Below are 16,430 nucleotides of genomic sequence, written 5' to 3' on the forward strand. Positions count from 1 at the left end.
TAACTTTTTTGTCTTTCACTAAGCAGTATAACTCGATCTCATCAGACGTTATACAATAAATCTTGTCCCTCGATCGCATTTTCCCATGACTACCCCCTTCACTGCCGCAGAAATTGCCTCAGAAGGCATCAAACCCGAAGAATACGAAGAAATAGTCAAAAGACTGGGAAGACACCCCAACAAAGCCGAATTAGGAATGTTTGGCGTGATGTGGTCGGAACACTGCTGTTATAAAAACTCCCGGCCGCTGCTCAAACAATTCCCCACCACCGGCGAAAAAATTCTCGTCGGACCGGGGGAAAATGCCGGAGTAGTGGATTTAGGCGATGGATTGCGATTAGCCTTTAAAATCGAGTCCCATAATCATCCTTCTGCGGTGGAACCGTTCCAAGGTGCCGCTACCGGAGTCGGAGGCATCCTGCGGGATATTTTTACCATGGGGGCCCGTCCTATTGCTATCCTCAACTCCCTCCGTTTTGGTAACTTGCAAGATGCCCGCAATCGTCGCATTTTTGCCGGAGTGGTGGAAGGAATAAGTCATTATGGCAATAGTGTCGGCGTTCCCACGGTGGGCGGTGAGATATACTTTGATAATGCCTACAATGGCAATCCCCTAGTTAATGCCATGGCTTTAGGGCTAATGGAAACCGAGGAAATCGTTAAATCTGGGGCAAAAGGACTGGGAAACCCAGTTTTATACGTTGGTTCTACCACCGGCCGCGACGGTATGGGAGGGGCGAGTTTTGCCAGTGCCGAATTAACCGATAAATCGATGGATGACCGGCCTGCGGTGCAAGTGGGCGACCCTTTTCTGGAAAAATCCCTGATAGAAGCTTGTTTAGAGGCATTTAAGACCGGTGCGGTGGTGGCGGCCCAGGATATGGGGGCTGCTGGGATCACCTGTTCTACCTCCGAGATGGCGGCCAAGGGAGGGGTGGGAATTGAATTAGACCTCGATAAAATCCCCGTCCGGGAAACTGGGATGGTCCCCTACGAATATCTGCTGTCGGAATCCCAAGAAAGAATGTTATTTGTGGCAGCATCGGGACGAGAAGGCGAATTAATCGAGATTTTCCATCGTTGGGGACTTCAGGCTGTGGTCGCTGGCCAGGTAATTGCAGAACCGATCGTCCGTATATTATTTAAAGGGGAAATTGCCGCCGAAATTCCGGCCACGGCCCTAGCGGATAATACTCCGATTTATCATCGGGAATTACTAACAGAACCGCCAGAATACGCCCAAAAAGCTCAATTATGGCAAGATAGCACGATTCCTATTCCCGAATCCTATAACGAGATTTTATTAAAACTGCTGGATAGTCCCTCGATTGCCTCAAAACGCTGGGTTTATCGTCAATATGACCATCAAGTCCAGAATAACACTGTTATTCTCCCCGGGGGGGCCGACGCGGCCGTGATTCGCGTGCGTCCTCTGGGTGCTAATCCCGCAAATTCTCGACGAGGTGTAGCGGCGACTACAGATTGTAATCCGCGATACGTTTATCTTGATCCCTATAACGGAGCTAAGTTGGCCGTGGCCGAAGCGGCCAGAAACCTTAGTTGTGTTGGGGCTGACCCCATTGCTGTCACGGATAATCTCAATTTCGGAAGTCCAGAGAATTCAATCGGTTATTGGCAATTAGCCACTGCTTGTCAGGGTATTGCTGAAGCTTGTCGGGAAATGAATACACCGGTGACTGGGGGTAATGTCTCTTTGTACAACGAAACCGTTGATGCAGCTGGCAGCCCCCAGTCTATTTATCCGACTCCCGTGATTGGGATGGTGGGATTAGTGCCGGATATCGGGCAAATTTGCGGCCAAGGTTGGCAAAAAGCGGGGGATTTAATCTATCTTTTGGGTTTCTCCTTGCCAACTATCGGCGCTTCCGAATATTTAGCCGTTATTCACGGTTTGGTGACGGGAAAACCGCCGGTAATTGATTTTGAGTTAGAAAGAAAGGTACAAGCGGCCTGTCGTTGGGGAATTCGCGCCGGTTGGCTGAAATCTGCCCACGATTGCGCCGAGGGAGGTTTAGCCACTGCTCTGGCAGAATGCTGTATTAGTGGGCAGTTAGGGGCGGAAATTGACCTTTCTTGGCAGCATCAGGGCCGTTTTGATGCGGTATTATTCGGGGAATTAGCTAGTTGCATTATCGTCTCCGTTTCCCCCGAAAATCAGCAAGATTGGGAAGAATACCTAAAGACACAATTAGGAGACTATTGGCAAATAACCGGCAAAGTTAGCGAAAAAAACGAGAATCTTCGGATTTTTGACCGGGATAAACAACCAGCGATCGATGTTAGTCTAGAAACTATACAGCAAGTTTGGTCAAAAGCGATCGAAAGAAGGCTGTAATCTTGAGGCCGTCAGCTAGATAAGATGGCCGATTATATCGGTAAATAAAGGCTGATAGCTGATAAATAAATCGTTAAAAGAAGATTAAGATCGGTTAAGATTTTGTTACCAAAGTATTCTGCAGCCCCAACCCTCCCATGTCTAGCCATCCCGACTCATCTGTATCTTTTGCCAGTGTCGATAAGCCTGAAGAAGCCTGTGGAGTTTTTGGACTCTATGCCCCCGAGGAAGAAGTAGCAAAACTGACCTATTTCGGACTCTATGCCCTGCAACACCGAGGACAGGAATCGGCAGGTATTGCCACCTACGACGGGGAAACGGTGCATTGTTACAAAGAAATGGGCTTAGTTTCCCAAGTTTTTAACGAAACTGTCCTTAAAACCTTGCCGGGTACTCACGCCGTCGGTCATACTCGTTACTCTACCACCGGTTCTAGCCGTCGCGCCAATGCCCAACCTGCCGTGATCGAAAGCCGTTTAGGTAAACTTTCCCTAGCACATAATGGCAATTTAGTCAATACTTTTGAGTTAAGAAATGTATTAGAACAGCGCGGTTGTGATCTCGTCACCACCACCGACTCGGAAATGATCGCCGTCGCTATCGGTCAGGAAGTGGATAGTGGCAAGGATTGGATACAAGCGGCGATCGATGCCTTTAGTTATTGTAGCGGGGCTTACAGCCTTGTTATCGGCACACCGACGGGAATTATCGGGGCGCGGGATCCCAATGGTGTCAGACCCTTAGTAATTGGGGTTTTGCAAGAAGAAGGCAATCCCTCCCGTTATGTTTTAGCTTCGGAAACCTGCGGATTAGATATTATCGGGGCCGATTATCTGCGGGATGTGCAGCCGGGGGAATTAGTTTGGATTAGTGAAGATGGCTTATCTTCGGTGGATTGGGCCATTAAACCGGAGAAAAAATTATGCGTTTTCGAGATGATTTATTTTGCTCGTCCCGATAGCATTGTTCACGAGGAATCTTTATATACTTATCGGGTACGTTTGGGGGAACAATTAGCCAAAGAGTCGCCGGTAGAAGCAGATATGGTGATGGGAGTTCCCGATTCGGGTATTCCGGCTGCGATCGGATTTTCGCGCATTTCTGATATTCCCTACGCGGAAGGATTGATTAAAAATCGTTATGTGGGACGGACTTTTATTCAACCAACCCAACACATGAGAGAGTCGGGAATTAAGATGAAATTGAATCCTTTAAAGGATGTTTTACAGGGAAAAAGAGTTATTATTGTTGATGATTCGATCGTGCGGGGAACCACTAGCCGGAAATTAGTTAAAGCTTTACGCGATGCCGGAGCAAGAGAAGTTCACATGAGAATATCTTCTCCTCCGGTGACTCATCCCTGTTTTTATGGCATTGATACGGACAACCAAGAGCAATTAATTGCGGCAACTAAATCGGTGGCCCAAATTCAGGCACAAATCGGGGTGGATAGTTTAGCTTATCTCAGTCACGATGGAATGTTAACAGCAACGAAGGAAGATCCGAAAACCTTCTGTACTGCTTGTTTTAATGGCGATTATCCGATTCCTGTACCTGATAATGTTAAGCGATCGAAGTTGATCTTAGAAACAGTTAAATAGCCTCACGGCTAAATCCTCTGAAAACAATCGGCAATTTCCTGGGGAGTTAAAAGAGAATTGGGATAACCGGAAAGTTGTCCTAATTTTTGTGCTAATAAAACTGCTTGGGGTGGAGTTAGATAGGTTTTGGCCAAGAGATCGGTTTGATGATAAGCTTGCCGGATTGGGGCATCTAAAAGGATAGTTCCTTGACCCATGATAATTACTCTTTCGGCGTATTCTGGCATTAAATAGAGGTGATGGGTGATCACAATCACCGTTTTGCCCATCTGGTGTAATTGACGACTCACCTCTAAAATTGCCTTAGCCCCTTGGTAATCTTGGCCGGTGGTGGGTTCATCAAAGACCACTATACGCGGTTCCATGGCTAAAATTGCCGCAATCACTACCCGCGCTCGATCGCCTTTCGGTAAGGAGAGAGGATGATAGGATCGATATTCTAGCAATCCCATGGCTTCTAGACTTGCTTCCGTGCGTTGGGTGACGATTTCTGGAGAATAACCGAGATTAGTCAGGGCAAATGATACTTCTTTCTCCACAGTGGTGTTAAAAATCTGATTATCGGGATTTTGGGCTACATAACCGATCGAACGAGCTAAATCACTAACAGAAAAGCTATTGATTGAACGTCCGTCAATCATAACTTGACCGGTGGTCGCCGAGAGAAGATTGAGAAAATGCTTGACTAAAGTGCTTTTTCCCGCGCCATTTTGACCGATAATCAGCAGATATTCCCCTTCAGCAATATCGAGGGACACATCCCGCAAAGCGGTAGTACCATCGGGGTAGGTATGGCAGAGATTTTTTACCCTCAGTATGGGGTTTAAGGGGTCAGAAACCGACGATAAGGGAGGGTTTGGGGTGACAAGATGATAAAAGGATTTAAGCTCGTTTAAACGGGCAAAACTGCGGTCTAGGGTGACAGGAATAGAATTTATCGCCCCGATTTTTTGATCGATCAAAGCAAAAGTAGTGGCCACTTGCGGGGGACGCAGAGCATTTTCCTGTAAACGCTGTACTTGGGAGTAGATCTCTGCTGGGGTTCCCATGGCTTCGATCGCACCCTCCCTTAATAGTACCAGGCGATCGGCATATTCGGCCATTTCCTCGGCTGCGTGGGAGACCATCACAATGGTGACACCGAGATGGCGATTTAATTCCTTAATGGTGGCGAAAACTTCCTGGGAGCCTACCGGATCCAGTTGGGAGGTGGGTTCATCGAGAATTAACAAAGCGGGCTGAACTGCGAGGGCAGCGGCGATCGCTAATCGTTGTTTTTGTCCTCCTGATAATTCCCCCGGCGATTTTTTTTCCATTCCCTCTAACCGGACTGCCGCTAAAACTTTGGGAATGCGCGCTTTAATTTCCTCTCGCGGTAGCCGTAAATTTTCTAGGGTAAAAGCGATTTCATTTTCTATCGAAGTGGCTAAAAGTTGCGTTTCGGGATCTTCAAATACTGCCCCCACATAGCGGGCCAGGGTGCTAACGGGATGGGTTAAAGTGTCTAAACCGGCTACTGTTGCATAACCAAAAAAACGCCCTCCGTAAAATTGGGGGACAATACCGTTAAGAGTTAAACAGAGAGTAGTTTTTCCTGCACCTGTGGGCCCGATAATACCTAAAAATTCGCCTCGATGAATTGCTAAAGAGATATTTTTAAGCACTAGATTGGAGGATTCGGGATAAATATAGGAAACTTTCTCTAATTGGGCGATGATTTCCATTATCGGTGGGGAATAGAAGACGGGAGTGGAGTAGATAGGGAGATATTTTTCAGGGAAATTTGAATGAGGGACGCTTCTATTTTCCGCTATTTCGATCGATGAACTTGATTATCACACAGGCGGCCTACTACTCTGTGATTTATCCCGCAATTTTACCAGTTACTCCTCGCCCGTTCGCATAAAAACTTAATATTTCTACTCTTGACAAATTTGCTTTAAAGTGCTTACAAAATCGGGGTAGGAAATGCCGGCCGCTTCAGCGCGATGGATAGTGGTGGGTTGACGGGAATTGAGGGCAGCGATCGCTAGACTCATGGCAATGCGATGATCGGTAAAACTGTCCACTTCCGTGCCGAATAGGCCTGTACCGCCGGTAATCTCTAAACCATCGGGTAATTCCGTTACTTTTGCCCCTAGGCGATCGAGTTGGGTGGCCATCACCGTCAGGCGATCGCTTTCTTTCACCCGTAATTCCTCAGCATCCTTGATAATTGTCGTTCCTTGGGCAAAAACCGCCGCTACTGCCAAAATCGGAATTTCATCGATCAGACGGGGTATAATCTCACCGGCGATCGTGGTTGCCTGTAGTTGACTGGATTTCACCCGCAGATCCGCCACCGGTTCCCCCGTCACCACCCGTTGATTTTCGAGGGTGATATCTGCCCCCATTGCCTGTAAAACCTGTAAAATTCCAGTTCTAGTCGGGTTTATTCCCACATTTTCGATTAATAACTCGGAATTAGGCACTATTGCCCCCGCTACCAACCAAAAGGCCGCCGAACTGATATCCCCCGGTACAATCACCGTTTGTCCAGTTAAAGTGGGATAACCCGTCACCGTGACGCTATTAGTCTCCCCATCCACCTCAATATTTGCCCCAAAAGCGCGCAGCATCCGTTCACTGTGATCACGAGATAAAGCGGGTTCCGTGATTGTGGTTTTCCCCTCCGTTAACAGTCCAGCGAGGAGAAGACAGGATTTTACCTGTGCAGAAGCAACGGGAGAATAGTAGTGGATCGGTTGCAGACATTCCCCAGAAACGGCTAAAGGAGCCAAAGAATTGGCTTTTCTGCCCCAAATTTGCGCCCCCATTTCTTTGAGGGGTTTCACCACCCGGGACATGGGACGCGATCGCAGGGAAGCATCACCGGTAACGACAAAAAAACGGTCCTGATGACCGGCCAATAATCCTAACATTAAGCGGATCGTCGTGCCAGAATTGCCCGCGTCAAGGATTTCTAAGGGTTCCTCAAGATTGCCTAAACCCCTACCTTTGACGATCACTTTCTCGCTGTTGAGTTGGGAAATTTCCACACCCATGGCACGAAAACAACTAGCGGTACTGCGGGGATCTTCGCCCAATAATAACCCATGAATAACGGTTTCTCCTTCGGCGATCGCTCCTAACATCAGGGAACGATGGGATATGGATTTATCGCCGGGGATAGTGATTTTTCCGCGTAATCCCGTGATTTTGGCTGGATCGATGACTAAATCTTGATGGGATTGAAGGGGGTTAAGGGTGACAATAGACATGATCGTTAGGCAGATGAAGACAAGCTCGATCTATTTTCCCTCTTTACCTCGCCCTTTCCTTGTCAAGTTATGTAAAGAATATTAAGCTAGAAGCATAACCTCTTGTCCCCTAACCCTACGATTTTTTACTAAAATGACTGCTATAATCATTTCAGATAAGTCTGATACAATCTATAGCGTTTCTGATTCACAAGAGGTACATTCCCGATCCTGAACAGCTTAATCAGCAAAGGTTTAAGTGTGCCACACAGATGCGATAACCGCTATAGACCAGTTAAACCCTTATGAACTCTGGCATTGATATTCTCAATCTTAGTTGAAATGACTATAACTGATAACTGATAACTGATAACTGATAACTGATAACTGATTATGTCTCGTCGTCAACTGTTGAGTTTTTTAAGCGTAGTAATTCTGGCATTTTTTGCCCTTATTCCCGATGCTAACGCTTTAGGTGGCCCCCAACCCCCTTTAAATCAACCGGCACCCGATTTTAGCCTACCGACTAACACGGGAGAAGGGAATATTTCCCTATCGGATTATCGGGGTAAGTGGGTAGTTTTGTATTTTTATCCCAAGGATTTTACCCCCGGCTGTACCCTAGAAGCGCGGCGTTTTCAGCAGGATTTGCCGAAATATATGGCTAAAAATACGCAAGTTTTAGGGGTAAGTGCCGATGATGTCGATTCTCATGCGGAATTTTGTGACTCGGAGGGTTTAAAATTTCCCTTACTGGCAGATACTACCGGAGATGTTAGTAAAGCCTATGGTTCTTGGATGGGTTATGTTTCCCTGCGTCATACCTATCTTATCGATCCGCAGGGGATTTTAAAAGAGATTTATTTAGGGGTAAATCCTGCCATTCACAGTGCCGAAGTTTTAGCGCGTTTAGAGGAATTACAGGCGAGTTCATAAAAAAAATCCCGACCACGATTTTTTTATCGGTGCGGGATATAGACTAACAACCTTAACCGAGATAATCAGGACTAATTGCAATTATCGTCCTTATCACCCTTACAGTCACGGTTTTGTAAAATTAGCGGCCAAGAGGAAGGGTCAAAATGGTTATCTTGACTATTAACCGCTAAAGTGTGAGGAATTGAACCTAACAGCAAGGAGGCCACAACAAAAAAGGTTAACGAGATTTTCATGGTTTTACTCCCTTAGACACCATCAGGTAATTGACCTATTTTTAGCATAGGGTTTTCCCGCTCGGATGTCAGTCCCATTGCCAAGAGGGAAAAAGGGGTTAACATGGAAAAAAAGGGAATTTGAGTAGAATAAAGTAGAACGGGATGAAACCACAGGGATGGGACGAGTTTCTCAAACATCTAGCCAGAGAATACGGTGTTCAAGGCAAATTAAAGGAAATTTTTTTGGTTCGTTTTGCCTATGAAAATTGGCGCAAACCGGATGAGGAAATTTGGGAAATGGCTGAGGCTGCCAGCCATGAAACCTATAAAAAACAAATGACTAAAATCTATAGCTATTTCTCGGCAGATAAAGATAATGGCTGTCCCGAACTCGAATTAGGTAGTAAAGGGCCGGGTAAGTTCCAAATCCTCCGAGAATGGTTCAAAGATATCAAATATCCTGAATGGAGAAATCAACCCGTCCCGATACTAGCAGAAAAATCAGTTATAGATACTTATATTAGCCGCCCTCCCGTCGAAAGCGACTGTTATCAAGAAATTAATCGTCCGGGGTCACTCATTCGCATTAAATCCCCTGAAAAGACTGGTAAAACTTCTCTCCTTAAACATCTGCTCGCTCAGGCAGATAGTTGGGGACATAGCACAGTTTATATTAATTGTCAAGTGGCAGAAAAGGCGATGTTTGCCAGTTTAGACCGATTTTGTCGCTGGTTTTCGGCAAATGTCAGCCGAGAATTGGGTTTAAAGCCGCAATTAGATGAATATTGGGATGAGGAACTATTTGGCAGTTTAATCAGTTGTCAAACCTATTTTCAGTCCTATCTTTTGGAACAGATTAACGGGCCGCTCTTTTTGGCCCTAGATAATTTAGACAGAATTTTCGAGTATCCCGACATCGCTAGGGATTTTCTGCCGCTTTTGCGCTGTTGGCACGAAGAAGCTAATAATTTAGAAATCTGGCAGAATTTGCGGTTAGCGATTGCTAATTCCACGGAAATCTATATTCAATTGGACGCTAATCAATCTCCCTTTAATGTCGGCCGTGCGATTAAATTACCCGGTTTTAGCCTCGAACAACTGGAAAACTTGGCTAGTAGCTACGGATTGCCTAAAAATGAAGATAATCAGCGTTTTATCGGGGATTTAATCGCTCTAGTTGCTGGTCATCCCTATCTTAGCCGTTTGGCCCTGGAAGCGCAGGTGCGTGGGGAAAAAAATATTCTCCCTAATGCTGCTACCCAAGGGGGAATTTATGCGGCACACTTGCGTCATCACTGGGATAATCTGCAAAAACAGCCGGAATTATTGACAGCGATGGGGGAAGTGGTTAATTCTTCCGATAAGGGAGTGCGATTAGAACCGATTACTGCCTATAAACTGGAAAGTATGGGTTTAATTCAGTTAAAAGGCGATCTAGCCCAGCCTAGCTGTCAATTATATCAGCTTTACTTCCGAGAGGAACAGACCAGCAGCGATCTCTAGTAGATAATTATACTAAATCCGTTGAGTACAGGCTACATATCAGGACAGGCACTCATGCAAAGGGGAATAAATAATCAGTTTTTAATAACCGGATTTAGTATCACATTTGCAGAAATATCGACAATCAGCAATTATCAGTGACTCTTAAATTATTACAAATATATCAGCAGCCGCGTGTAAGCATCCCACCGAAAAGCTCATGCGCAGGGGGTTCGGGGGAGGCGCTTCGTCCCCCGACGGGGGGTTTGGGGGGTAGAACCCCCCAAAAGCTTGGATTGAGTAATAAAATCGGAAGTAACGATCAATTTTGGCAGATAGTTTCCCTTTAAAAATTCCAACTTAGTAGATTTACAAAAATGAGATGCACCCGCTCAAAGATTGCTCAACTTGCTAAAGATTGTAGTTCGGAAGTGCCATAAACTCTCACGATTTTATCTTGGCAGGCCGTGGCGATATAATTACCATCGGGACTAAAACAAACGGAATAGATTTTCTGGGGATGGGGAATAGAAATAATCGCTTTTCCTGCTTTTAAATCCCATAATTTTAAGCTTTTATCATCACCACCACTGGCTAATAGTTGATTATTAGGACTAACACTAACTGAATTGATATGATCACTATGTTCGCTGAGAGTTTTTACCTCTGTACCTCTTTTAATATCCCAGATTTTAATAGTTTTGTCTTTGCTGCCACTGGCTAAAAATTTGTTATTACTGCCGAAATCTACCGATAAAATACCTCCAAACCAATCGGAATGACCTTTTAAGGTAATACTGCTCTTTTCTCCCAGATTCCAAATAATTACCGTTTTGTCATTTTCGCCGCCACCACTGGCTAAAAGTTGACCATTTTGACTAAATTTAACTGTTAGGACTTTATCGCTATGACCTTGTAAAGTGGCTAGAATTTCTCCAGTTTTTACTGACCATATTTTCACCGTTTTATCTTCACTACCACTAGCAATAATTTCCCCATCGGGATGAACAGCTACTGCTGTAACTTTGTCTTGGTGTCCTGTTAAGGTAGAGATTAATTTTTTAGTTTCCAGTGACCAAATTCTTAGGGTTTGATCATCTCCTCCACTGACCAAAAATCCTTGACAGGGACTAAAAGCAACAGAGTTAACTCCCTTATCCCACCAACCAGCTTTTTCATGTCCTTGTAAACTAAATTTTTGATTTTTTTGCCAATCCCAAACAATAACAGTTAACTCGTTATCTCCACTAGCTAAAAATTTACCATCTTGGGAAAAAGTTAGACATTTAACCTCACCTTCATGGCCTTCTAAGGATTTAAAAGATACTAAGCGATTAAACATAGTGAAAACATTAGTTAATCAAGATTTTTCGGCATTACCCGATGTTAGTGGTTCTGTAGGGGACTACTTCATCCCTGAGATAACTTTTTCCGCTCACCACAAGTACGGGTAAGCTATTGTTCCCTGATTATAACTAATTACAGTGTTTCTCGTCAAGGAGATGCAGCTAATCTAAGGATAGCCTATTAAAATAGGTCTTAGCTTATAAGTACCCGTTGACAATCATAGTAATAGGGTAGGTGAGGGGACAATAATCGAAAAAATTGCCCGATAAATTAAGTATTCCCTGTAACCTAGCCCAAAAAGGCTGCTATTTAGGGGCGCTATAGGGTAAGATTAACTATTAGGGTGGAGTTTATTGCCGATTTTAATCTTGTCCTAAGCGAGCAAAATTGACAATTGAATCTGTAATTTTAAAAATATCTATCCCGTCAATCTCATCTAACCGCAAATGCTTAAAATTTTAGTTGATGGTACACCGATAAGACAAAATCCTAGTGGAATTGGATTATATGCTTATCACCTGATTGCCGAATTAGCTAAATTACAAAACCAAGAAAACTTTTCCCTGTCCCTCTGTTTTCAACCATCGGTAAAAAACTGGCTGCGGGGTAATCTTTCTATCCCCGAAAAACTGCAATCCTATCCAGAGGTTAAATGTTTACCAATTCCCGTCAGTCTTAGCAATATCTTAACCAGATTTCCTAATCCTCTAATTCCCTATCTAGAAAACTTTCTTGATTCTCCCGATATTCTCCACGGATTGGATCATGTGGTGTATCCTTGTCGTCAGAGTCGCAAAGTTATGACTATTCATGATGTTACTTTTATAAAATATCCTGAGTTTGTCACGGGGATTGTCAAAACCTACACCCAACGGATTAAACAATCTCTACAATGGACAGATTTAGTTATTGCTAACTCCGCAAGTACCAAACGAGATATTATTGAATATTTAGATGTGAACCCAGAGAAAATTTTTGTTACTCCCCTCGCAAGTCGTTATTCTTCCCTCCCCAATCCTCCCTCATCTCTAACTATCACTAAACCCTATTTACTCTTTGTTAGTACCCTAGAACCACGAAAAAATATTATTAATCTTATCGATGCTTTTAACTATCTTAAGGACAGGTATAAATTAGACCATAATCTGATTCTGATTGGCAAAAAAGGATGGAAGTATCAACCAATTTTCGATAAAATATCTCAGTCTCCCTTTCGAGATAGTATTCAACATCTTGATTATCTTGCTGATGACTTAGTTGCGGATTATTATCAAAAAGCTGATGTTTTTATCTATCCTTCCTTTTATGAAGGTTTTGGATTACCAGTTTTAGAAGCGATGACTTTAGGTTGTCCCGTGGTAACTGCTAATACTGCATCCTTACCCGAAGTCACCGGAGACTCGGCAATATTAATTAATCCCGATAATCCCCTAGAAATTGCCACAGCAATCTATCAAGTTATTAGTGATACCTCTCTCCGTCAAGAATTAATCACTAAAGGAAAAAAACAAGCGGCAAAATTCTCTTGGCAAAAAACCGCACAAGCTACTATAAAAGCTTATCTTTCTCTTTTATAATAAGTAAGTAGTTATAATTAAATTGAAGATGGATCCCCCCTTAATCTCCCCTTGATAAGGGGGGTGCTGATCACCCCTTAATCTTCCCTTGATAAGGGTGGTGTCTGACAACTTTTAACACCTACCTGCTTAACTAGCTAATATCTATGAATAGGAATCATCAATTATTAATCAATCTCGCTTTTCTCGGTACTAAATATACTGGATTGACTACCTATACTAAAAATCTCATTCCTCAATTAGCTAACTTAAATCCTACCCTAATCACTTCTAATAGTTACCCAGATTTTAACACCTATCCTGTGTCGGCAAACCTCACCCAAGAGCAGGGAACCAAAGGCAATATTAAGCGCTTAATTTGGACAGAAACCCAACTCTATCAAACCTATCAACAATTGAAATCCTCTCTGCTATTTACCCCTATTCCAGAAGCACCTATTTATCGAAATTGCCGCTATATTGTCACAGTTCATGATTTAATTCCCCTGCGGTTCCCGAAATTTTCTCCTTTAACTTTTTATAATAAATACTATTTACCTCAAGTCCTGAAAAAAGCCACACATATTATCGCTGTTTCCCAAGCAACTGCCTCGGATATTAATAAGTTTTTTAACATATCTCTTGACAAAATAACCGTGATTCTTTCTGGATATGATTCTCATAATTTTCGTCCTCTAAATCTGGCGACTCGTCCCTATTTTCTCTATCTTGGTCGTTATGATCCTCATAAAAATCTCGCTCGTTTAATTACTGCTTTTTCCCAAATCGATCCCGAATATCAATTATTAATTGTCGGTCAATTTGACCCCCGTTTTACCCCAGCTCTACAGCAACAGGTAGAAGCATTATCAATCTCTCAACGGGTGCAATTTTTAAACTATGTTTCCTATGAAGAATTGCCGCAACTTTTAAACCAAGCAACTGCTTTAGTTTATCCTTCCCTTTGGGAAGGTTTCGGATTACCTGTACTAGAAGCGATCGCCTGTGGAACTCCTGTGATTACTTCTAATCTTTCCTCTCTCCCGGAAGTCACAGGAGATGCGGCAATTTTAATTAATCCCTATAGTATTGATGAGATGAGAGAGGCAATGCAGCAAATCGCTACTGATGAACAATTACGTCTTAAATTAAAATCCCTGAGTCGCCAACGCGCCGAGCTTTTTAGTTGGGAAAAAACTGGTCAAGAAACCGCCACAATTCTGCAAAGTTTTCTCTAAAAATGGTGACAAAAAAACTTATCAATCATTGTAGGATGGGTTAGACGGCACTAAGCATTAAAACCCAAGTATATGAGAGCAAAAACCTGTACTTTCTTGGGGAGATTCAGTTTTACTTCCTATATATTATTGTGCCATTCTTCGGGAATTTGAGCGACTTTTTCTTGGCCAGTAGGCTGATGAATAGGTTTTCCTAAAGGACGAATTTTGAGATTTCCTTGCAAATAAGCGGCGATTCTTTCCCTGGCAATTTTCACATATTCTGCTTCTTTTTCACTCCCCATCACTCGACGATTGTGCATAATACTAGCAATCAGAGAAGTTCCAACCCCGGCAAAGGGATCAAAAACCCAATCCCCCTCATTTGTCAAGGCTAAAACACATCTTTCTACTAATTCGATTGGATATTGACAAGGATGAATAGTTTTCTCTGGATGATTAGATTTAACGTTAGGAATATCCCACAGTAACTCATCCCATTCTTGTGCTAAAAACTCCCAAACATCGCTGGGATTTTTTCCTAAAGGATTACCAGAGGGTTTACCGATATTTTTACCTTTAAAATGGCGCTTACCAGGGTATTTAGCGGGGATTCTCACCGGATCAAGATTAAAGATATATTTATCGGTTTTTGTCAACCATAAAATAGTTTCATACCTGCCAGAAAATCTTTTAGAGGTATGTAGTCCATGGCCAAAATGCCAGACAATTCTATTTCTTAAAAAGAAACCCATTTGTTTAAATAGCTGATAATAAAAAATATCTAAAGGATAAACTTCTCCCTCTTGAACGAAATTTCCCACCTGCCAGCAAATACTGCCATTATCTTGCAAGATTCTAGAGAATTCTCGCATAATTTTGGTTTGGGTTTCCAGATAAGTATCCAAAGAGATTTTTTTTTCGTAGTCTTTTCCTAAATTGTAGGGAGGAGAAGTAATAATCAAGCTCACAGAATTATCTGGTATAGTCTTGATAAAATTATTGCTATCTCCTTGATAAAGAATTATTTCGGCATCAGGTTGATAAAAGTCTCGCACTGATTTTGACTGAGAAAATAAGGGCAACTGATTCATAGACAATTTAGCAGAGAAGAGCCACTTTTAATTAGGGTTTGCTGAAAAAGTTTTTCCTGGGGGCAGGGTGTGGGGTTTTACCCATTTTACATCCAATATTCAAGAGAGCCAGTTTTTTAAAACAATTAATGTTATCTGTAGCCAGCAAAGATATAACAAAAATTCTACTTTTTTAGATAAAAATCGGGAAGAAAGTTTTGACTTTTTTCTATTCTTCCCTTAACTTAGATTAGCTCAAACCAGGAACGCACTCGCCCAATTCCACTGTAAAAGGTTGCCAAGGACGAGGATCAATTACCTTTGTCGGCAAGTCATGGGATGTTAATAATTCTTGAAAAGATTCGGGACTACCCCCAGCACTTAACACCGCCATTAATAATCCTTTAAACTCGATATCACCACCAGCAGCCGTAGAAATAATATATTGAGGCTGCAAGCGTTGACAGACTGCTAAGGCGCTTTCTTGTCCTTTGATTACCGGTCCGAGGAAAGGTATTTTTAAGTCAATCAAAGGGGTAATAATCATGGAGATTTTACCGAGAGAATCGAGGCTAGGAGAATGATAACCGTGGGGTTCGTAGTAGATACTCTGATTTGTCGCTAATTCCTTGATAACATAACCATTTTCCACCAGAGTCGGCCCGATTGGAGAACCGGGGACAGCAGTAATTTCGATCGCATTGTCAAAGATATAACTAGAGCCGTGGGTTAAAGAAATGCGATGGGTATAATTGAGTGCTCGAACCACTTTTTCGGCATTGGGAGAGGCCACCACGGGAATTTGGCGATCGAGTACCTGTAAAGTGGGAGGATGAGCGTGATCTTCCAAACCTTGGGAGAGAAGAATCAGATCGATATTTTCGGGAATGGCATGATTAGCGGTTTTTTTGCCCTCAAATAGCCAAGTTAAATTACCAAAAGTCAGGGAACCTACCAACCAAGGATCGAGAAGCAGGCGTTTTGCCCCGATTTCGATTAACCAAGAATTACTATCAAGCCAAGTTAACTGCATATAAGCCGAGGAATAATGGGGATTTTCTTAATTTAATTTAACATTAGCATTAACTTTTCTGCGCTTGGGGGTTTTTCAGTCATCAGTGAAAACACAGCACTGTTAATGCCATTTATAGCAGTTATCTTAATGGTGAGGTAGGAAGTCTCTGGTTTTAGGGAACGGGCAACAGTAGCCAGTCGTCAGGGGGTGATACCAAATTAGGTTACACTTCATCTTGAGGAGAAACGCTGTCACACTCCTCACTCAATGCCGGTCACTGAAAACCCAAATCTGATCACTGATTACTGATTACTGATTACTGATCACTGATTAGTCAAGGCTTAAGAAATAGGGAAAGTTTAGCTATCCTAGGGAAAGTAGGCGCTAAAA

Annotated in this window: 12 protein-coding genes; 6 read left to right on the forward strand and 6 right to left on the reverse strand. The window is 43.0% G+C overall.

Annotated features, from left to right (window positions below; all coding sequences use genetic code 11):
- The first annotated feature begins 85 nt into the window (after positions 1-85).
- Entirely contained in the window at positions 86-2,356 is a 2,271-nt protein-coding gene (purL, locus tag ACQY1X_RS00120; RefSeq protein WP_430015242.1) for a phosphoribosylformylglycinamidine synthase subunit PurL, read from the forward strand.
- Positions 2,357-2,493: 137 nt separating this feature from the next.
- A complete protein-coding gene (gene purF, locus ACQY1X_RS00125) occupies positions 2,494-3,957 on the forward strand; it encodes an amidophosphoribosyltransferase (RefSeq protein WP_430015243.1) in 1,464 nt (487 codons plus the stop codon).
- An 8-nt stretch (positions 3,958-3,965) separates the two neighbouring features.
- Here the strand turns inward: purF and ACQY1X_RS00130 are convergent, their stop codons facing one another.
- Positions 3,966-5,681 (reverse strand): ABC transporter ATP-binding protein, encoded by a 1,716-nt coding sequence (locus ACQY1X_RS00130; protein ID WP_430015244.1) that lies wholly within the window; start codon positions 5,679-5,681, stop codon positions 3,966-3,968.
- Positions 5,682-5,876: 195 nt separating this feature from the next.
- Positions 5,877-7,217 carry a 3-phosphoshikimate 1-carboxyvinyltransferase gene (aroA, locus tag ACQY1X_RS00135; RefSeq protein ID WP_430013717.1) on the reverse strand — a complete coding sequence of 447 codons (1,341 nt, stop codon included), beginning with the start codon at positions 7,215-7,217 and terminating at the stop codon, positions 5,877-5,879.
- Between the two features lie 372 nt (positions 7,218-7,589).
- Between aroA and ACQY1X_RS00140 the strand changes: the two genes are divergently transcribed.
- Positions 7,590-8,132, forward strand: coding sequence for a peroxiredoxin (locus tag ACQY1X_RS00140; RefSeq protein ID WP_002738531.1), 543 nt, complete (start codon positions 7,590-7,592; stop codon positions 8,130-8,132).
- A 71-nt stretch (positions 8,133-8,203) separates the two neighbouring features.
- Here ACQY1X_RS00140 and ACQY1X_RS00145 read toward each other — a convergent pair whose 3' ends face one another.
- Complete coding sequence (locus ACQY1X_RS00145; RefSeq protein ID WP_193977023.1) at positions 8,204-8,368, reverse strand: hypothetical protein; 165 nt, start codon at positions 8,366-8,368, stop codon at positions 8,204-8,206.
- 144 nt (positions 8,369-8,512) lie between these two features.
- Between ACQY1X_RS00145 and ACQY1X_RS00150 the strand changes: the two genes are divergently transcribed.
- Positions 8,513-9,853, forward strand: coding sequence for an AAA-like domain-containing protein (locus ACQY1X_RS00150; protein WP_430013718.1), 1,341 nt, complete (start codon positions 8,513-8,515; stop codon positions 9,851-9,853).
- A 382-nt stretch (positions 9,854-10,235) separates the two neighbouring features.
- Here ACQY1X_RS00150 and ACQY1X_RS00155 read toward each other — a convergent pair whose 3' ends face one another.
- A complete protein-coding gene (locus tag ACQY1X_RS00155; protein ID WP_271935805.1) occupies positions 10,236-11,174 on the reverse strand; it encodes a WD40 repeat domain-containing protein in 939 nt (312 codons plus the stop codon).
- A 451-nt stretch (positions 11,175-11,625) separates the two neighbouring features.
- On the opposite strand from ACQY1X_RS00155, the gene ACQY1X_RS00160 reads away from it, so the two are divergent.
- Positions 11,626-12,756, forward strand: a complete 1,131-nt coding sequence (locus ACQY1X_RS00160) for a glycosyltransferase family 4 protein (RefSeq protein WP_430013719.1) — start codon at positions 11,626-11,628, stop codon at positions 12,754-12,756.
- A 146-nt stretch (positions 12,757-12,902) separates the two neighbouring features.
- On the forward strand, positions 12,903-13,973 hold the full coding sequence (locus tag ACQY1X_RS00165; RefSeq protein ID WP_430015245.1) for a glycosyltransferase family 4 protein: 1,071 nt from the start codon (positions 12,903-12,905) through the stop codon (positions 13,971-13,973).
- Positions 13,974-14,092: 119 nt separating this feature from the next.
- On the opposite strand, the gene ACQY1X_RS00170 is transcribed toward ACQY1X_RS00165, so the two are convergent.
- Both ACQY1X_RS00170 and ACQY1X_RS00175 read right to left on the reverse strand, forming a co-directional pair.
- Positions 14,093-15,046 carry a DNA-methyltransferase gene (locus tag ACQY1X_RS00170; protein ID WP_193977020.1) on the reverse strand — a complete coding sequence of 318 codons (954 nt, stop codon included), beginning with the start codon at positions 15,044-15,046 and terminating at the stop codon, positions 14,093-14,095.
- A gap of 229 nt (positions 15,047-15,275) precedes the next feature.
- Positions 15,276-16,058, reverse strand: a complete 783-nt coding sequence (locus tag ACQY1X_RS00175; RefSeq protein ID WP_430015246.1) for an MBL fold metallo-hydrolase — start codon at positions 16,056-16,058, stop codon at positions 15,276-15,278.
- Positions 16,059-16,430 lie beyond the last annotated feature (372 nt).

The sequence above is a fragment of the Microcystis protocystis FBCC-A270 genome (assembly GCF_050500235.1).
GTDB classification, from domain to species: domain Bacteria; phylum Cyanobacteriota; class Cyanobacteriia; order Cyanobacteriales; family Microcystaceae; genus Microcystis; species Microcystis ichthyoblabe_A.